Source organism: uncultured Chitinophaga sp. (genome assembly GCF_937898475.1).
In the GTDB taxonomy this organism is placed as follows: domain Bacteria; phylum Bacteroidota; class Bacteroidia; order Chitinophagales; family Chitinophagaceae; genus Chitinophaga.
In genome coordinates this window covers 111,661-127,381 of sequence record NZ_CALEJS010000033.1, presented here as the reverse complement: position 1 = coordinate 127,381, position 15,721 = coordinate 111,661, and the positions used below count along the sequence as shown (strand labels likewise).

General features: G+C 47.2%; 13 protein-coding genes. 8 read left to right on the top strand and 5 right to left on the bottom strand.

Going from position 1 to position 15,721, the window contains the following annotated elements; translation table 11 throughout:
• Window positions 1-116 precede the first annotated feature (116 nt).
• Both Q0577_RS20850 and Q0577_RS20845 read left to right on the top strand, forming a co-directional pair.
• A complete protein-coding gene (locus Q0577_RS20850) occupies window positions 117-1,217 on the top strand; it encodes a glycoside hydrolase family 43 protein (protein ID WP_298739805.1) in 1,101 nt (366 codons plus the stop codon).
• Window positions 1,218-1,508: 291 nt separating this feature from the next.
• Window positions 1,509-3,887, top strand: coding sequence for an ABC transporter permease (locus Q0577_RS20845; RefSeq protein WP_298739803.1), 2,379 nt, complete (start codon window positions 1,509-1,511; stop codon window positions 3,885-3,887).
• A gap of 8 nt (window positions 3,888-3,895) precedes the next feature.
• On the opposite strand, the gene Q0577_RS20840 is transcribed toward Q0577_RS20845, so the two are convergent.
• Window positions 3,896-4,447, bottom strand: a complete 552-nt coding sequence (locus Q0577_RS20840; RefSeq protein WP_298739801.1) for a dihydrofolate reductase family protein — start codon at window positions 4,445-4,447, stop codon at window positions 3,896-3,898.
• Between the two features lie 150 nt (window positions 4,448-4,597).
• On the opposite strand from Q0577_RS20840, the gene Q0577_RS20835 reads away from it, so the two are divergent.
• A complete protein-coding gene (locus tag Q0577_RS20835; protein WP_298739798.1) occupies window positions 4,598-4,852 on the top strand; it encodes an Atu4866 domain-containing protein in 255 nt (84 codons plus the stop codon).
• Window positions 4,853-5,000: 148 nt separating this feature from the next.
• On the opposite strand, the gene Q0577_RS20830 is transcribed toward Q0577_RS20835, so the two are convergent.
• The gene (locus Q0577_RS20830; RefSeq protein WP_298739796.1) at window positions 5,001-5,792 is read right to left on the bottom strand and encodes a hypothetical protein; all 792 of its coding nucleotides are present in this window, start codon (window positions 5,790-5,792) and stop codon (window positions 5,001-5,003) included.
• 1,333 nt (window positions 5,793-7,125) lie between these two features.
• On the opposite strand from Q0577_RS20830, the gene Q0577_RS20825 reads away from it, so the two are divergent.
• The gene (locus Q0577_RS20825; protein WP_298739794.1) at window positions 7,126-7,902 is read left to right on the top strand and encodes a hypothetical protein; all 777 of its coding nucleotides are present in this window, start codon (window positions 7,126-7,128) and stop codon (window positions 7,900-7,902) included.
• 381 nt (window positions 7,903-8,283) lie between these two features.
• Here the strand turns inward: Q0577_RS20825 and Q0577_RS20820 are convergent, their stop codons facing one another.
• Window positions 8,284-8,679, bottom strand: a complete 396-nt coding sequence (locus Q0577_RS20820; RefSeq protein ID WP_298739789.1) for a helix-turn-helix transcriptional regulator — start codon at window positions 8,677-8,679, stop codon at window positions 8,284-8,286.
• A gap of 39 nt (window positions 8,680-8,718) precedes the next feature.
• On the opposite strand from Q0577_RS20820, the gene Q0577_RS20815 reads away from it, so the two are divergent.
• The gene (locus tag Q0577_RS20815; RefSeq protein ID WP_298739787.1) at window positions 8,719-9,069 is read left to right on the top strand and encodes a hypothetical protein; all 351 of its coding nucleotides are present in this window, start codon (window positions 8,719-8,721) and stop codon (window positions 9,067-9,069) included.
• Between the two features lie 10 nt (window positions 9,070-9,079).
• On the opposite strand, the gene Q0577_RS20810 is transcribed toward Q0577_RS20815, so the two are convergent.
• The gene (locus Q0577_RS20810; protein WP_298739785.1) at window positions 9,080-9,448 is read right to left on the bottom strand and encodes a DUF1801 domain-containing protein; all 369 of its coding nucleotides are present in this window, start codon (window positions 9,446-9,448) and stop codon (window positions 9,080-9,082) included.
• 160 nt (window positions 9,449-9,608) lie between these two features.
• On the opposite strand from Q0577_RS20810, the gene Q0577_RS20805 reads away from it, so the two are divergent.
• The 3 genes from Q0577_RS20805 to Q0577_RS20795 all read left to right on the top strand — a co-directional run bounded on the left by Q0577_RS20805 (window position 9,609) and on the right by Q0577_RS20795 (window position 14,594).
• On the top strand, window positions 9,609-10,010 hold the full coding sequence (locus Q0577_RS20805) for a BlaI/MecI/CopY family transcriptional regulator (RefSeq protein WP_298739784.1): 402 nt from the start codon (window positions 9,609-9,611) through the stop codon (window positions 10,008-10,010).
• A gap of 22 nt (window positions 10,011-10,032) precedes the next feature.
• On the top strand, window positions 10,033-12,294 hold the full coding sequence (locus tag Q0577_RS20800; protein WP_298739781.1) for a M56 family metallopeptidase: 2,262 nt from the start codon (window positions 10,033-10,035) through the stop codon (window positions 12,292-12,294).
• Window positions 12,295-12,374: 80 nt separating this feature from the next.
• A complete protein-coding gene (locus Q0577_RS20795; protein WP_298739778.1) occupies window positions 12,375-14,594 on the top strand; it encodes an outer membrane beta-barrel family protein in 2,220 nt (739 codons plus the stop codon).
• 3 nt (window positions 14,595-14,597) lie between these two features.
• Here Q0577_RS20795 and Q0577_RS20790 read toward each other — a convergent pair whose 3' ends face one another.
• Window positions 14,598-15,638, bottom strand: a complete 1,041-nt coding sequence (locus Q0577_RS20790) for an adenylate/guanylate cyclase domain-containing protein (RefSeq protein WP_298739775.1) — start codon at window positions 15,636-15,638, stop codon at window positions 14,598-14,600.
• Window positions 15,639-15,721: the final 83 nt, after the last annotated feature.

Here is a 15,721-nt window from a genome sequence, read left to right as displayed (position 1 = left end):
TCGTTTGGAACTCAGCATTCAAGCTTTGGAATTTGGTCTTTGGTCTTTGGAATTTGGCATTTTATCCCTAAATTCATTGAGTGTCAATAAGACAAACAAACGTTATGAACAACTATATGAAAACAGTAAAATTCCACCTCGTTGTCACAGCCACTGCCGCTGTGCTACTCTCTTCCGCCTGCAATACAGGACAAAGCACCCATACGGAGCAAAACGACAGTACTGCTGCAGGTATGCAGCCGCCCAAAAAAGAGCCAATCTCTCAACCCTTGGTATCCGATATTTATACGGCCGATCCTTCCGCCCATGTATTCAATGACCGCATCTACATTTATCCCTCTCACGATACCGCTACCGGCACGCCGGAAAACGATAATGGAGACCATTTTAATATGATGGACTATCACATTCTCTCCATGGATTCCGTAGGCGGAAAAGTAACGGATCATGGTGTAGCCCTGCATATAAAAGACATTCCCTGGGCGGGCCGCCAGTTATGGGCGCCCGATGCCGCTTTTGCCAATAATACCTATTACCTCTATTTCCCCGTAAAAGATAAGCAGGATGTATTCCGCATCGGTGTGGCCACCAGCAGCAAGCCGGAAGGTCCTTTCGTAGCAGAGAAAGAACCGATCAAAGGCAGCTACAGCATAGATCCGGCTGTTTTTAAGGATGATGATGGTTCGTTTTATATGTACTTTGGCGGTATCTGGGGCGGACAGCTGCAACGCTGGAACAATAACAGATATGATTCAGCCGGTAAGCTGCGTCAGCCAGGGGAAGAAGCCATTCTGCCCCGTGTAGCCAAACTGTCAAAAGACATGAAGCATTTTGACGGACCGGTAAAAGAAATTAAGATCGTTGATAAGGATGGCCGCCTGTTCACTGAAAAGGATAATGATAAACGCTTCTTTGAAGCCTCCTGGATGCATAAGCACAACGGCAAATATTACTTCTCTTACTCCACCGGCGATACGCATTATATTGTTTATGCCACTGGCGATAATCCTTATGGTCCTTTTACTTACCAGGGCGTGATCCTGAACCCGGTTGAAGGCTGGACCAATCACCAGTCCATTGCTGAAGTGAATGGTAAAACCTTCCTCTTTTATCACGATGTACAGCTGAGCGGCAAAACACATCTGCGTAATGTGAAAGTTACTGAGCTGCATTATAATGAGGATGGTACTATTCAGCCGGTGACGGCGTACAAGTAACTATACATATGTAGCCATACATTCTTATATCCCTGTGCCGGCGATCTGCCGGGCAGGGATTTTTTATACCGGATGATGATCTTCGTATTACATGTTCCGCCGGATCACCGGTGAAACAATATCACCAATACCATCCTGAAGTGAAGTACGTAAAGCGATACCGGACAACTGCTGTCCGGAAGCGGACAAACTACGCTCTTACCCGGAAATTAACCCATTGATTTGTAAGGTGTTAATATTTGGTATGCTCTTGGGGAGGCTATCACCAGGTTTCACCTTTATTTCCTGCTCATGCTAAAGAATTACATCCGGATTGCCTGGCGCAACGTGTTGAAAAGTAAGTTGCATTCATCTATCAATATTGCCGGACTGGCAGCGGGAATGGCCGTTGCCATGCTCATAGGCCTGTGGATAAGGGACGAATGGATGTATGACAAGCAGTTTGATAATTACAAGCGTATTGCCATGGTATGGCAAACCGTAACGAGCAATGGTAATAAGGACATGTGGATCAATCAGCCATTTCCCCTGGGTACGGAAATACGTAAGAACTATGGCAGCGATTTTAGCCATGTTTCTATGAGCACCTGGAACCAGACCCGTGTGTTGCTTCAGCAGGATAAGCGTTTAAGCGGAAATGGCATTTACTGCGAACAGGGCTTTACTAAAATGTTTTCCCTGAAAATGCTGGAAGGCGCTGACGGTTTGACCGATCCTCATTCCATACTGTTATCCGCCTCCCTGGCAAAGGCTTGTTTCGGCAACGCAGACCCGGTGAATAAAACCCTGCTGGTAGATAATAAGATAGCCGTTGTAGTTAGAGGGGTGTATAAAGATATGCCTGTTAATTCTTCTTTTGCCGGTGTGGATTTCCTGATGCCCTGGGAGCTGTATGCACGGACCGAAGGTTTGTATGAGAACGACAACCCCTGGAGGTCCAACTCCTTCCGCTGTTTTGTACAATTGGCAGATCATGTTTCCCTGGAAAAGGCGTCCGAAAAGATCCGGGACATTAAAATGAAGAATGTGCGCCAGGATGAGATCGGCCTGCATCCGCAGCTGTTCCTGTATCCTATGTCGCGCTGGCATTTGTTCTCAGAGTTCAGGAATGGGGTGAATACCGGCGGCCTGATACGCTATGTATGGCTGTTGGGTGTGAGCGGTGTGTTTGTATTGCTGCTGGCCTGTATCAATTTCATGAACCTGAGTACGGCCCGGTCCGGGAAACGCGCCCGTGAGGTGGGCATCCGTAAGGCCATTGGTTCAGGGCGCAGTCAGCTGATAGGGCAGTTTTTCAGCGAATCCATGCTGATGGTGACGATTGCCCTGATACTGTCGCTGCTGTTGGTACAGCTGTCATTACCGTTCTTTAATGACATTGCACAGAAGCGTATCGCTATCTTATGGACGAACCCTTTATTCTGGTTAATTAGTATAGGCTTCAGCGTTATTACCGGACTGATAGCCGGTAGTTATCCTGCATTCTATTTATCATCTTTCCGTCCGGTGAAAGTGCTGAAAGGCACTTTCCGGGTGGGGAGATCGGCGGCTGTTCCCCGCCGGGTATTGGTGGTATTGCAGTTTGCGGTATCTGTGATCCTGATCATTGCCACGGTGATCGTGTTCCGCCAGGTACAGTTTGGCCGTAACCGCCCCGTTGGATATGATCGTAGCGGCCTGGTAATGCTGCCCATGTACACCCGTGAGCTTCACGACCATTTTGATATCGTTAAAAGCGAGCTGCTGAAGAGCGGCGCTATCCAGGATATGGCCGAGTCCTGGAGCCCTGTTACAGCCGTATGGTCTACCAACAGCGGGTTTAACTGGGAAGGGAAAGATCCGTCAATGGCCGTTGATTTCCCCAACGACGGGGTCTCAATCGACTATGGAAAGACCATGGGCTGGCAGTTTAAGGATGGGCGCGATTTTTCCAGGGACTTTGCTACAGACACTGCCGCATTTGTGATCAATGAAACCGCTGCAAAATTCATCGGTTTAAAGGATCCGGTAGGTAAGATAGTGATGTGGGATGATGAACGCTATACAATTATCGGCGTAATAAAGGATGTGGTTGCAGAGTCGCCCTTTGAGCCTGTTCGTCCGTCCTTTTTCCATCTGAACAGGGACCCCGGCACCCAGATGCTGGTACGTTTGAACCCGGGCGTTGGTGTACAAACAGCATTGGACAGGATGGAGGAGGTGCTCAGGAAATACAATCCCAATCATCCTTTTGACTATCAATTTGTAGACCAGGAGTATGCCAGGAAGTTCGGAGATGAGCAGCGATTTGGCCGTCTTACCGCTGTTTTTTCTGTACTGGCAATATTCATCAGCTGCCTTGGACTGTTTGGAATGGCCTCTTTCATGGCAGAGCAGCGTACCAGGGAGATAGGCATTCGCAAAGTACTGGGCGCTACACTTTTCAGCTTATGGCGCCTGTTGTCTGCCGATTTCGTTATGTTGGTGTGTATCGCTCTTGTTATCGCTTTCCCGCTGGCTTATTATGCCATGAACAACTGGCTGCAGCACTATCACTACCGCACTGGTATCCCCTGGTGGATTTTTCTGGCAGCAGGTGCAGGCACACTCTCTATTACACTACTAACGGTAAGCTTCCAGACTATCCGGGCATCCCTGATGGACCCGGTGAAGAGCCTCAGAACGGAATGATGCGTATATTACCTGGCTGCTTCGTACACCAGTATGATCACCCCTGAGCTGGAAGGCGTGGCGCTTTTCAGTTTCAGGTTCGTCCTTTTACTGATATTGGAGAACAGCGGTTTTCCCTGTCCTAATATAACAGGATGTACCGCCAGGCGGAATTCATCAATCAGGTCCAGTTCCATAAAGGTACGGATCAGGCCCGCGCCGCCGTACAACCAGATGTTCTTTCCCGGTTTGTTTTTGATTGCTTTAACCTGTTGTTCGATGTCAGACCGGATGAAGGTGGCTTTACCATCTTCGCTTTTCGTTTTGGAAAAAACAACTTTCTCTTTGCTGTGAACGGCTTTGAAAAGATCTTTCATGAAAGGGGAGGCGTCTTCTTCCGGTTGATAATTACCCCACAAATCGTAGCTCACGCTGCCATAGAAGATCGTGTCAATATCGTTCAGCAGGGCATCGAGGCTGGAATTGGCTTCTTCATCCAGGATGCACCAGTCATATTCGCCGTTGGGGCCTTCAATGAGGGAGTCGAGTGTAACGGCCAGGTCTAAAATGATCTTTCGCATATTTTGCAGGTGGTATGGTCAGGCGCAAAATTAGAAAATGAAAATTATAATATAGATCACTGTGTTTGATATTTGCAATTTTTGGTTTGGAATCCGCAGCTGTTGTCCCTGGATCCCTTGCTAACTTTGGTCCAGGCAAAATTAATAACAATGCAAACGAACAACACAGATCCTCAGAAGTACCTCGGCATGTGGGTAACACGCGATAACTATATCCGGCAGGAACTGCTGCCCAATGGCAGGTACGATGAAGCGCGGGGAGACCGTCAGCATGCTTATACGGGCAGGTATGAAATAAGCGGCAATTATATTGAATACTGGGATGACAGCGGTTTTACAGCTGACGGGGAGTTTACGGATGATAACACATTACATCATGGAGGGTATATTTTCTACAGGCAGTAGTATGCCGGTCTCGGTGTTTACCCCGGGATGTTATGTAGATGATATGTAGATGTTATGTAGATGTTATGTATCTTAAGAAGTACATAACATGTATATTTTATCCAGGTAATACATACGTAAAATAGTGTACCAGGTCCTGTCAGCAGGCCTAGCCCACCGCCAGGATATACGCTGAACCGGCGCGTTTTACTTCCTCTACTGTCCCATTTGCGCCGGGTTTGCCCATGCCTATACCGATGGCTAATACCAGGGTATGTGAATCTTTAATGGCATGTTTTGTATTTAATTTCAGCTCTACGGTTTGTGGCGGAAAAGGTGTTGCAGCCAGCTGCCATTCCGTATCGAGGCCGGTATCCTGGCGGTCTGCTGCATGATCATTATACCCCCCGTCTTCATATACAATATCCGGTACCAGGCCCAGTGACATGGAAAAACGGTAGAGGGGCTGCTTCCAGGGTAAGTGCACGTTGATGCCGGGGGTAAGCCTGGGTAGCTTTATCACGGCGCTTTTGCTGTTGCGGTTAATGGTGCAGCTTACCGGGGAGGCCACTATACTCTGGAAAGCATGCGTTTTGTTAAGTGAGAAGCTTTCCAGCCAATGCCGGTTTTCCGAGAGGAGAATGCTGCGCTGGCCCCGGGCTCCGGTTTTATCTTGTTTCAGAATTTCGCTGCAGATGTTGGTCAGCCTGGAAGTGAAGTTAAAATCAGCAAGATGCTTGACATGCAGCAAGGGGAACCGGATGGACCTGACGGCTATCCCAACACCGGTAAATTCTGTGGTGTTTTCCCGTGTTCGTTCATAGCGTTCAGATTTTAATACCTGTTCCCGGGTAGGGCCTCCTTTTTTGCGGATAACCAGTTTGTCAGAGCCCTTCATTCTGTAGACCGAGAATTGGCTGGGATCGTGGATAACTTCATCAACTTTTTTGGGCGTTGCCATGAGGTAAAGATTTGGTGAACAATGGATTGTTGATGCGGCAATATAAAACAAATAGCAATATGATCAGTATGATTATAGTCATCTTTTATTTATGGGGAGGGAAGCATTTACTTTTAAACATAAAAAGTGCTGCCTGTTATTGGTTTGATCTTTAAAGTAAAAATGGGATGTCTAGAGGAAATTGTAAAGACCAACGCGCTATGAGGTTAAAATATATTATTTTTGTATAATGTTTGTGGCATTTGTTAATGCCCGGCTGGTTTGTGGTGGATGAGCTTTTTTGTTGTAAGGAATGCCGCTTTAATGTGGCCATATTATTGAATAGCCTGATCTGGCGTTTGGCGCACGTTAACTATAGTATATATGAAAGAGCAAACAAAGAATTGGATCGATGCTGCCAGAATTTTAATGGAAGAACCTCAACTTAAAGTTCCGTGTCCGGAGTGTGGTAGGGGGCGCCTTGTCGTTAAAGACGAAATTATACCTCGTCGAGAAAAGATGATAGATAGATACTTAATATGTGACAATTGTGGCCGGTGGAATGTAATTACAATGGAGCTTTCAATATGAAAGTACAATAGATAACGGTGGAGCTGCCCTTACTTCCTGGACTGGTTTTGGCAATTCTAACGGTGATGGCGATGGGGGGCAAACTACAGGAGATGATAGTGGCATTAGGCTGGACGCCACTGAGACTTACACATTGAAGCTGGTAGGGCCCCGCAGAACGGGTGTGTCAGTTGCCCGGTACGGTGTATGGCGTATCATGGCGGAGCGAGCTACAACAAAATGCACTGGGCAATATGGCTGTTCAGAAAGTAGTTACTGGTGTGGCCCCGGATGCAACCGGCAAGATATGCATCGCTTAATACAGCTTATGGCGACTTTTCTTATTTAAATACCCTGTTCATTGAAGAGGAGCGATAACAGATGTTGATCGCAAACATAGTCCCCAGCCGGAGCCGCCCGTCCGGAGCTGGAGATTAGACCATTATGAAGCCAATCTGACCTCCGCGCAGGATTACTATCCCTTCGGGATGCTGATGCCTGGACGTAATGGCCATGCAGTAGCGGTAGGCTGGGCTTCGGGTAACAGTGTAGTAAATGGGTATAGCGTGCCGGAGTCGCTGACATTAAGCAGTAGGTCAGCAAATCAGCCAGGTGAATATGTCGCGTCGAAGACGGTAATATTTACAGAAGGATTTAACAGCGGTGCTGATGATGCGTTTAACGTGACTATCGCAGATGGCGGGTTGGAGGTGGGGGAGAAGGAGATGGCGGAGGAGGTGCGAATAGTGTGGCGCTGAGTGGGTATAGGTATGGTTTCAACGGGATGGAAAAAAATGATGAAATTAAAGGGGAAGGGAATAGCTATACCGCAACGTTCTGGGAGTACGATCCAAGAATAGGAAGAAGGTGGAATTTAGATCCGGTTGTTAAGAATTGGCAGAGCAGTTATAGTACCTTTAGTGATAATCCGGTGAATAGAATTGATCCAAACGGAGATGATGACTATTTTAATACAAAAGGCCAGATACTGAAGAGAACGAATACTAAGACGTCTAATATTTATGTTCAAACTGCAGAAGGCGTTAAATTGCTTTCTGAGTTAAATTTGAAATTGGCAGCAAATCGACAAACCGTTGCAAACATTGTCGGACACTATGCAAAAGAAATCGGGGTTGATTTTCAGCGGAAAGAACAAGGTGATATCGGAAAAGGCTATGTTGGTGTTAAAGATAAAGGAGATAAACATGCAATTGCTTTTGCATCTGGCAAGGATATATATGTTAATATTAATGGGTTTGAATTGCCAAAAGGTTTAGATAACATTAACTTCTTAAAGAATGTTCTAGTACATAAAAATGGACACAAAAAAGATTTCATTGCAAACGAACCGAGAAGCTACCTTTTACACGCAAAAGTTTATCTAAATCAAATAACAGACCCTTCATTTGATAAGGTTCCGAAAGAACAACAACTTGGAACGCTTGGTTCATTCGCGAACCACCTCTTGAACTATTATGCGAATGAGGAACTGAACGGATTTGGACCTGGTATTGAAAAGCTTATTGATGAATTTAATAACAAGAACCCTGCAGGATATTAAATGAAGGTAAATATTTTTTCCACTAACCCTTCTGGGTATACATATGAATTCTATAAAAACAATAAAAGCGTAGGTGGTGGTAAATTCAAAGAACAAAAGACAACAGAAGAGTAGCGTCGTAGGCGTATCGTTATTGTTGCTAATGCTATTCTCTTGTAAGCCGACTAATAAGCGACAAGTGGAAACTATCTTAGTTGCTGGCAAGTACTGGGATATTATTCAGGAAAATGGGAAATCGGTCTACGGCTATGAATTTAATAAGCAGAATAAGTGTATATACTATTATTATCACTATAGTGGGAAACGCCAAACTTACGTTAGTGAGGATGAAGTTTTTGATAGTACATGGCATGTTAGCGACAATGGTTCGAAAATCCGAATTCAAGGACTAGATAGGGATATATTGGACTTCAAGACGGATACGATACTGCTGCGCAATCCCACAAATAGGGCCAAAATACTTCTTGTGAGAAGCAAAATTGACATATACAGGATACAATGTTTATCCTCATCAGGCAAAGCGCTGATCTCATTAAGACGCTGCAGCATGGCAGGGTCTTTAAACGTACTGCTGCTGGAAGCTTCCCCTAGTAAATAACCGACAGTAGTATTCAGGAGAGCAGTCAGTTTTTTAGCAACTTCAGTGGAAGGGGGCATCTCATCGCGTTCATACTTGCCGATGACCGTGTAAGAAGTGTTCATCTGCCTGGCCAGCTCCTGCTGGGAAAGGCTTTTAGCTTCCCTGCATTCTCTTACTCTTTTGCCGAAAGTAGACATTTTTAGATCGTATTAGGTACTAAATAACCGTTTTGGTTTATGAAGTATTCTGATAAAATGTATTTAATCTCTTTAATTCAAAAATTTTTCAAATCGACAGAAGGCTGTATTTATATTGATGTAAGAAGGCCTGATTATAATGTGTCTAATATTATTGAGAGACTGCAGGAAATGCCTTTGATAATTAAAAAATTGAGCATTGAACCAGACTTTTTTGACGGGTCTTTTTCGTGTTTGGGTGATGAAATAACACATGAGTTACTCTATGCTCTGGCGGATTTATGGTTTGCTTTTGAGCATAGGATGTATTGCTTTTTTGCGAATAAAGAGGTGAGTCAATTAAAGAAAGGTTGGAGTGAGATATTACAACAGAATCACGTTCCTACCTAGCTAAAGACCCTCACCCCTTCACCTTCTCCCTTTCCCGCCTTACCCTATACTCCACAATCTTCTCAATCACCTCCACCGGCATCGGTTTATCCAGCGGAAACTGCACTGTACCTTTCCCGGACGTCTCATAAGGCGCCAGCAATTTATCAAACACCGGATCGCCCGTAGGGGCAGGATAGAGGCTGATATGCTTTTTAAACGCCGCAAAATGCACCAGGTTCCCATTCAGCACAAATGTAGGCATGGCGTATTTGATCGCCTCCCTGGCCTCCGGAGCGGCTCTTTTTACGGCGGCACGAACGGTTTCCAGTGCCGCCTGCACATTGGCGGGAAAGGCAGCAATATAGGCGTCTATATTTTCAGCAACGGTACTTTTCATAACCCATATTTAAGTTAATACAAATTTACCCCTTCACCGGCCAAAAGATCATCCGTAGAAAGGACTTAATAAATGGCCAAACAAGACATTTTTACCCCTTCCGGGAAAAAAACTTATCCTATTACTTGTTTCGTACGAATATATTCGTACCTTTAATTCCATGAAAGACGATCCTAAAAATAATCCGCAGTCGGAGCCCACCCGGTCGGAGCTGGAGATATTACAGGTATTGTGGAAACATGGCCCCTCCACGGTCCGCTTCGTGAATGATCACTTAAATGATGAAAAGCGCAGCGTGCAGTATACGTCCACCCTGAAGATCATGCAGATCATGACAGATAAAGGCATGCTGGCCCGCGATGAAAGCAGCATGAAGCACGTTTACAGCCCCCTCCTGGAAGAAAAGTCCACCAAGGGGTTACTGCTGGACCGCTTCCTGGATGCTACCTTTAACGGATCTGCCGCCACGCTGCTCATGCAGCTGCTGGGCAACAAGAAAACTTCGAAAGACGAGCTGGATGAGATAAAAGCACTGATCAATAAAATAAACCCGGATAAGTAATAACCCTTAAACCTGCATTATTATGCAACTCCTGTCCAATGATATTATCCGCGCCATCGGCTGGACACTGATCCATTCCCTTTGGCAAGGCCTCGTACTCGCCCTGGTAGCCGGTATCCTGATATTATTTACCCGCAAGTCCAGGCCCGCGTTGCGCTATAATATCTTCACACTGCTCTTCTTTTTACTGACAGGCAGCGCCCTGCTCACCTTCTTTTATGAGCTGCGCCAGCCCACCGGGCATGCGGTAATGACGGGAGGATCAACAGTGGAGATAAACGCCGCAGCAACTACGCTGCCAGACGCCACACCGGTGCTGGTGGCATCGGCCGCAACGCCGCAACCCGATTTCAGCCGGCGCTTTGCCGCCTATTTCAATGAGCATGCACCCCTGCTCGTGATGTTATGGTTCATCGTTTTTGTGGCCAGGATGTTATGGCTCTTCGGCGGACTGGTATACGTACAACGCATCCGTCATTATAAAACTTCGGTACCTGATACAGCCTTCATGGAACAGCTGTCTGTGCTGTGCCGCAGGATCAGGTTGAACAGCAAGGTACAACTGCTGGAATCTGCCCTGGTGAAAGTACCTGCGGCGCTCGGCATACTTAAGCCGGTGATCCTCATGCCGCTGGGCATGCTGGCGCAACTGCCGCCAGACCAGGTAGAGGCGGTGCTGTTACACGAACTGGCGCACATCCGCCGCCGCGATTTCCTGGTGAACCTGGTACAGCATTTCGCGGAGACCATCTTTTTCTTCAACCCGGCTTTGCTCTGGTTGTCTGCACGCATACGGGAAGAACGCGAGCATTGCTGTGATGATATAGCCATTAACGTTACTCAGAGCCGCAGTAACTATATTCAGGCGTTGGTCAGCTTCCAGGAATTCCAGCTGGCGCCCCAAATGAAATATGCCATGGCTTTTCCCGGCAGAAAGAAACAGCTGCTGCATCGCGTAAAGCGTATCCTAGGCAGCAACAACAAAACACTCAACATCGCTGAAAAGTCTTTCCTGCTGGTTTGTTTCAGCCTGATAGGTATGCTGGGCATTGTTTTCTCCCAGCCTGAAAAGCAACAGGCAATTGAAAAACAGGTTACGGCACAGGTGCAGGAAATGGAAGATAAAAGCCCCGTACCGGAAATCGTCTCCGAAGATAAACCTGCCAGGGAAGTCCCTCCCGCAAATGTAGCGGGAAAAGATGAAGCCATTGCGCCTCCGGCAGAGCATGATCCTGCCAATGCCCCATCTGTAAATGCCACGCAATTGCTGAATGCCGCATACTATTATTACGATGTGGATATTAAAGGCATAACCGAAGGTACTGCCATTACCTTTGACGGGGAGCCGTTCCGGGTCTATTTGTTTAAACGCAACAATACTGTATACCAGGTGCAATGGGATGAGCGGCATAATGAACTGGCAGCATTAAAGGTGGACGGAGATGAGGTGTTTACCAGGGGAATGGACAGACGGCGCCTTGCACCCTATATTGCCGCACTGCAGGCAATGACAGACATTTACAGGATGCCGTATCGGGCCAATTATCAAGCCAATTATCAGCCATATCAGCCCTGGCAAACCAAGCCCGATTCAGTACCCGTATTGAGAAGAGGAAATTCCATCATGAGCGGTACGATGACCACCACTATGAATGGTAAGAAGTATGCGGTAACGCTCGATAGTAATAGAGTTACCGGGCTGACAATAGATGGAGAAAAAGTGCCCGATGAGGAACTGCCTTCCAAATACCCGCTCATCAACTCCATTATCAACAGGGAAGAAAGACTACCCGTCATAACAGCAAATAAACATCAGCAGCTGGGCCGGATGACTTCAGAGAAGAGCAGTGAAGCCAGTCAGGAGCGGTTATCCCAGACTGATGCTGTAGATAACGGCAGGCTGACGCCCGCTACACCTGCTGCACCTGCTGCGCCTTCTACACCACCGCCTTATCCGCGGGTACAGACGGCCCCTCATGTACAGGCTGTGCCGCATGTACAAACCAGTCCTCAGATACAGGTTATACCTCATCCCGCGCCGCCTTCCTCACCGGTAATGAATAAAGAAGCGGATAAGATCCTGGATGATATGCGGAAGGATGGGCTTATTAAAAACAAAGATAAATTCTCTTTTCAGCTGAACCAGACAGCACTCATCGTGGACGGCGAAAAGCAGCCGGATGACGTATTCCGCAAATACAAGGATAAATACATCAAAAAGCCTTCAGATGCCTACATGTATTCAAAGTCATATGAACGTACCTCTATCAGCATAAACAACTAATTCTTACTTCTAATACAACAACCAGCATCACACTTCCGGGTGAACAGGCATTGTCTTGCCCGGATCTAAATCCGCCTTTTATGAAGATCAAACACTGCCTGCCGGCTTTCGGCATGGTACTGCTGGGGTATTGCACCTACGCACAAGCGCCTGCTGCAGATAAAAAGCCTAAAGATACTGTACTGCCTGTCACCCGGCAATTGAAAGATGTAACAGTCACCGGCCGTAAGCCTTTTGTTGAAACCCGCCTGGATCGTACGATCGTGAACGTGGATGCACTGATCTCCAATGCGGGTACTACCGCCCTGGACGTGCTGGAGAAATCGCCGGGTGTAATAGTGGACCAGGACGGTAATATCAGCCTGCTGGGCAAATCAGGTGTAACGATCTTCATCGATGATAAGCCTGCCTACTTATCCGGGAATGACCTGGCAAACTATCTCAGGTCGCTGCCATCCGGTTCCCTGGAAGCTATTGAGCTGATGCCTGTACCGCCCGCCAAATATGATGCAGCGGGTAATGGCGGTGTGATCAATATCCGCACCAGGAAACTGAAAAGAAAAGGCTTTAACGGCAGTGTTTCAACTGCCTATCAGCAGGGCGTTTATCCCAGGTATTCCAACAGCCTGCATCTGAATGTTCGCAATAATGCCTTCAATTGCTTTGTGAATGCGGGTTATAATGATTTACGCAACTTCCAGGATCTGCTGATCGAGCGCAGTTACAGGAATGATGATGGCAGTCCGCGTTCAGGGTTCAGCCAGTATTCATATATCCGCAGGCAGCAACGCTCGCCGTCACTGAAAATTGGCGTGGATTACTACATGGATAAGTTTACGACCATCGGTATTGCACTGAATGGTCTTTCCAACAGCAGTAAGGGACTGGTAGACAACAACAGCTTCCTGTATAACCCGGCGCAGCAGCTGGACTCCCTGGTAACAGCCGATAATGAGGATAAACGCACGCTGAAGAGGGGAAGCGTTAATCTGAACTATCGTCACCAATATGGTAATACGGGCCGTGAGCTAGCCGTAGATCTGGATTACATTCACAATAAGTCAACCGCTACCCAGCTCTTTCAAAATGCCAGCTATTACCCGGACGGCACGCTGAAAACCCGCGATGATCTGCATGGAAGCATTCCTTCCGGCATTAATATCTACAGCGGCAAAGCAGATTATACTTACCCCCTGACAACGGGCGCCCGCTTTGAGACCGGCGTGAAAACCAGCTATATCTCTACGGATAACAAGGCAGATTATGAAGTGACCATCAACAAGATCACATATCCCGATTATGATAAGACCAACCATTTCATCTACAACGAAAACATCAATGCTGCCTACCTGAACCTTCGTAATGAAATGGGGAAGGTCTCCCTGCAAGCCGGACTGCGCCTGGAAAATACCGTGATGCGGGGAGAGCAGCTGGGCAATATCGCCAAGCCGGATTCCGCATTTAAAAGGAATTACACCAACCTGTTCCCCACGTTTTATTTTTCGTATAAAACAGATTCTGCAGCCACACACCAGTTTGTATTGTCTTACAGCAAACGCATTGAACGCCCGGGCTTCAATGATCTCAATCCCTTTATCTCCCCGCTTGATAAATTCATGTATTATGTAGGCAATCCCTTTATACAACCGGTGATCTCTCACTCGCTGGATCTTTCGTGGATCTATCGTAACATGCTCACGGGTAAGATCAACTACAGCCATTATCGGGGTGAGATAGGAGAGACCATCGAGGTGCAGGGAGACCGCTTCTATAGCCGCCCTGCCAACGTAGGTAAGAGCGATTACGTGTCATTCTCCGCCAATGCAGACCTGCAGCCTTTCAACTGGTTCTTCATCCATTGGTTCGGTATCGTGGAGTACTGCCGCTTTAAGGCGGATCTTTACGGCAATGACCTGGATGCTGATGGGATAAACTATGTGAGCAACATAACGCTGCAGGCTAAACTGTCTAAAGGATGGAATGCAGAGATCACAGGTATGTACCGTTCGGATATCATCACCCAGCAGTTTGTCCTGGGCAATTTCTGGACGATGGGATGTGCACTGGAAAAGAAGATACTCAGCAGCAAGGGCTCACTGAAGCTGACCATAAACGACCTGTTCTATTCCCGCCTGAATTACGGGGATATTCGTTTCCTGACTAATGCAAGCGGCAGCTATCGTAATAAAGGGGATACACGTATTGCCGGACTTACCTTCACCTACAATTTCGGTAAGTCTTATGAGAAGCGCGACAGGAGCGAAGGCGGTGCAGATGCGGAACAACAGCGCATCAGGTAGGGCCTATTGCATATGCATTGATTTGAGCGCAATCAGCAGCATTTCTTTCTGCTTGCCTTTCAGTTTGATGGAGCCCAGGGTCTGGGCGGCAAAGTTGCCTGCCAGGCGGAGAGACGAGGCTAAGTCGCCCGACACGATCACCTCTTCGTTAAACTGCCTGCACATACCCTGTATGCGTGAGGTGGTATTCAGCACATCCCCGGAGTAAGTGATATCTCTTTTGATGATGCCTACCTCGCCGGCAACTACTTTTCCGCAGTGGATGCCTGCTTTAAAGGTGGGGATCACACCATACAGCTGCTGGTATTTATGGTTCAGCTGCTGCAAATGATATTTGATGTCAAAGAAGCATTGCACACATTTGCTGTTCCGGATGCCTTCATCGTATTTCCAGGCTACGATCACTTCATCGCCTACGTACTGGTAGATCTCGCCGTTATTATCCAGTATAGGGTTTGTAATGTCGGTAAAGATATCTTTCAGGAAGGCGTGGTATTTCTTGTCTCCCAGCCGTTCAGCAATGGTGGTGGAGGAGTTCAGGTCCAGGAACATGAAGATGCGCTCTTCTTCCCGGGGCGTATTATATTTTCCGCGGATAATGTTCCAGAATACGCCTTGTCCGAATTTATTATTGATCTGGAGGAACAGCTGCGTAATGGTTACCACTACGCCCCAGACCAGGCAGTTCTTGGTGATCCGGGTCCACTCAGAGGGAATATCAAACAGGCGCAGCAGGATGTTCACGATGGCGATCACCAGGAGGAAAGCGCCGGCTACTGCCAGGATCGTGTAGCCGTAGGATTTATCCCTGAAGCGTACGTTCACGTAAAATACCAGGAAGCTGCCGCCCAGCAAGGCGCCGGTAAAGGCAGCGCCCATATTGATAAGGACGGCTTCCAGCATGGTATACCTGGGTGCCGGCGGCACAGCATTCATAGTGACCAGCGCCAGCCTGTCGTAGAACGGAATAATAAAACCTATTATCAGCCATACCACTATGATAATGCCCAGTTGCCGCAGCTTGTAAGCGGTTCGCCTGTTCATGTGTTCTGGTAAAGATTTTGCGAGCTAATATATCCCTTTTTCAGCGAAATGGGGCGCGCTTCGTTTTCTTACAATGCAGGGGC

What these genes read in the sequence shown, in the direction of transcription:
- Q0577_RS20850 (WP_298739805.1), top strand. Translation starts at nt 117, where the DNA reads ATGAAAACAGTAAAATTCCACCTCGTTGTCACAGCCACTGCCGCTGTG.
- Q0577_RS20845 (WP_298739803.1), top strand. Translation starts at nt 1,509, where the DNA reads ATGCTAAAGAATTACATCCGGATTGCCTGGCGCAACGTGTTGAAAAGT.
- Q0577_RS20840 (WP_298739801.1), bottom strand. Translation starts at nt 4,447, where the DNA reads ATGCGAAAGATCATTTTAGACCTGGCCGTTACACTCGACTCCCTCATT.
- Q0577_RS20835 (WP_298739798.1), top strand. Translation starts at nt 4,598, where the DNA reads ATGCAAACGAACAACACAGATCCTCAGAAGTACCTCGGCATGTGGGTA.
- Q0577_RS20830 (WP_298739796.1), bottom strand. Translation starts at nt 5,792, where the DNA reads ATGGCAACGCCCAAAAAAGTTGATGAAGTTATCCACGATCCCAGCCAA.
- Q0577_RS20825 (WP_298739794.1), top strand. Translation starts at nt 7,126, where the DNA reads ATGGAAAAAAATGATGAAATTAAAGGGGAAGGGAATAGCTATACCGCA.
- Q0577_RS20820 (WP_298739789.1), bottom strand. Translation starts at nt 8,679, where the DNA reads ATGTCTACTTTCGGCAAAAGAGTAAGAGAATGCAGGGAAGCTAAAAGC.
- Q0577_RS20815 (WP_298739787.1), top strand. Translation starts at nt 8,719, where the DNA reads ATGAAGTATTCTGATAAAATGTATTTAATCTCTTTAATTCAAAAATTT.
- Q0577_RS20810 (WP_298739785.1), bottom strand. Translation starts at nt 9,448, where the DNA reads ATGAAAAGTACCGTTGCTGAAAATATAGACGCCTATATTGCTGCCTTT.
- Q0577_RS20805 (WP_298739784.1), top strand. Translation starts at nt 9,609, where the DNA reads ATGAAAGACGATCCTAAAAATAATCCGCAGTCGGAGCCCACCCGGTCG.
- Q0577_RS20800 (WP_298739781.1), top strand. Translation starts at nt 10,033, where the DNA reads ATGCAACTCCTGTCCAATGATATTATCCGCGCCATCGGCTGGACACTG.
- Q0577_RS20795 (WP_298739778.1), top strand. Translation starts at nt 12,375, where the DNA reads ATGAAGATCAAACACTGCCTGCCGGCTTTCGGCATGGTACTGCTGGGG.
- Q0577_RS20790 (WP_298739775.1), bottom strand. Translation starts at nt 15,638, where the DNA reads ATGAACAGGCGAACCGCTTACAAGCTGCGGCAACTGGGCATTATCATA.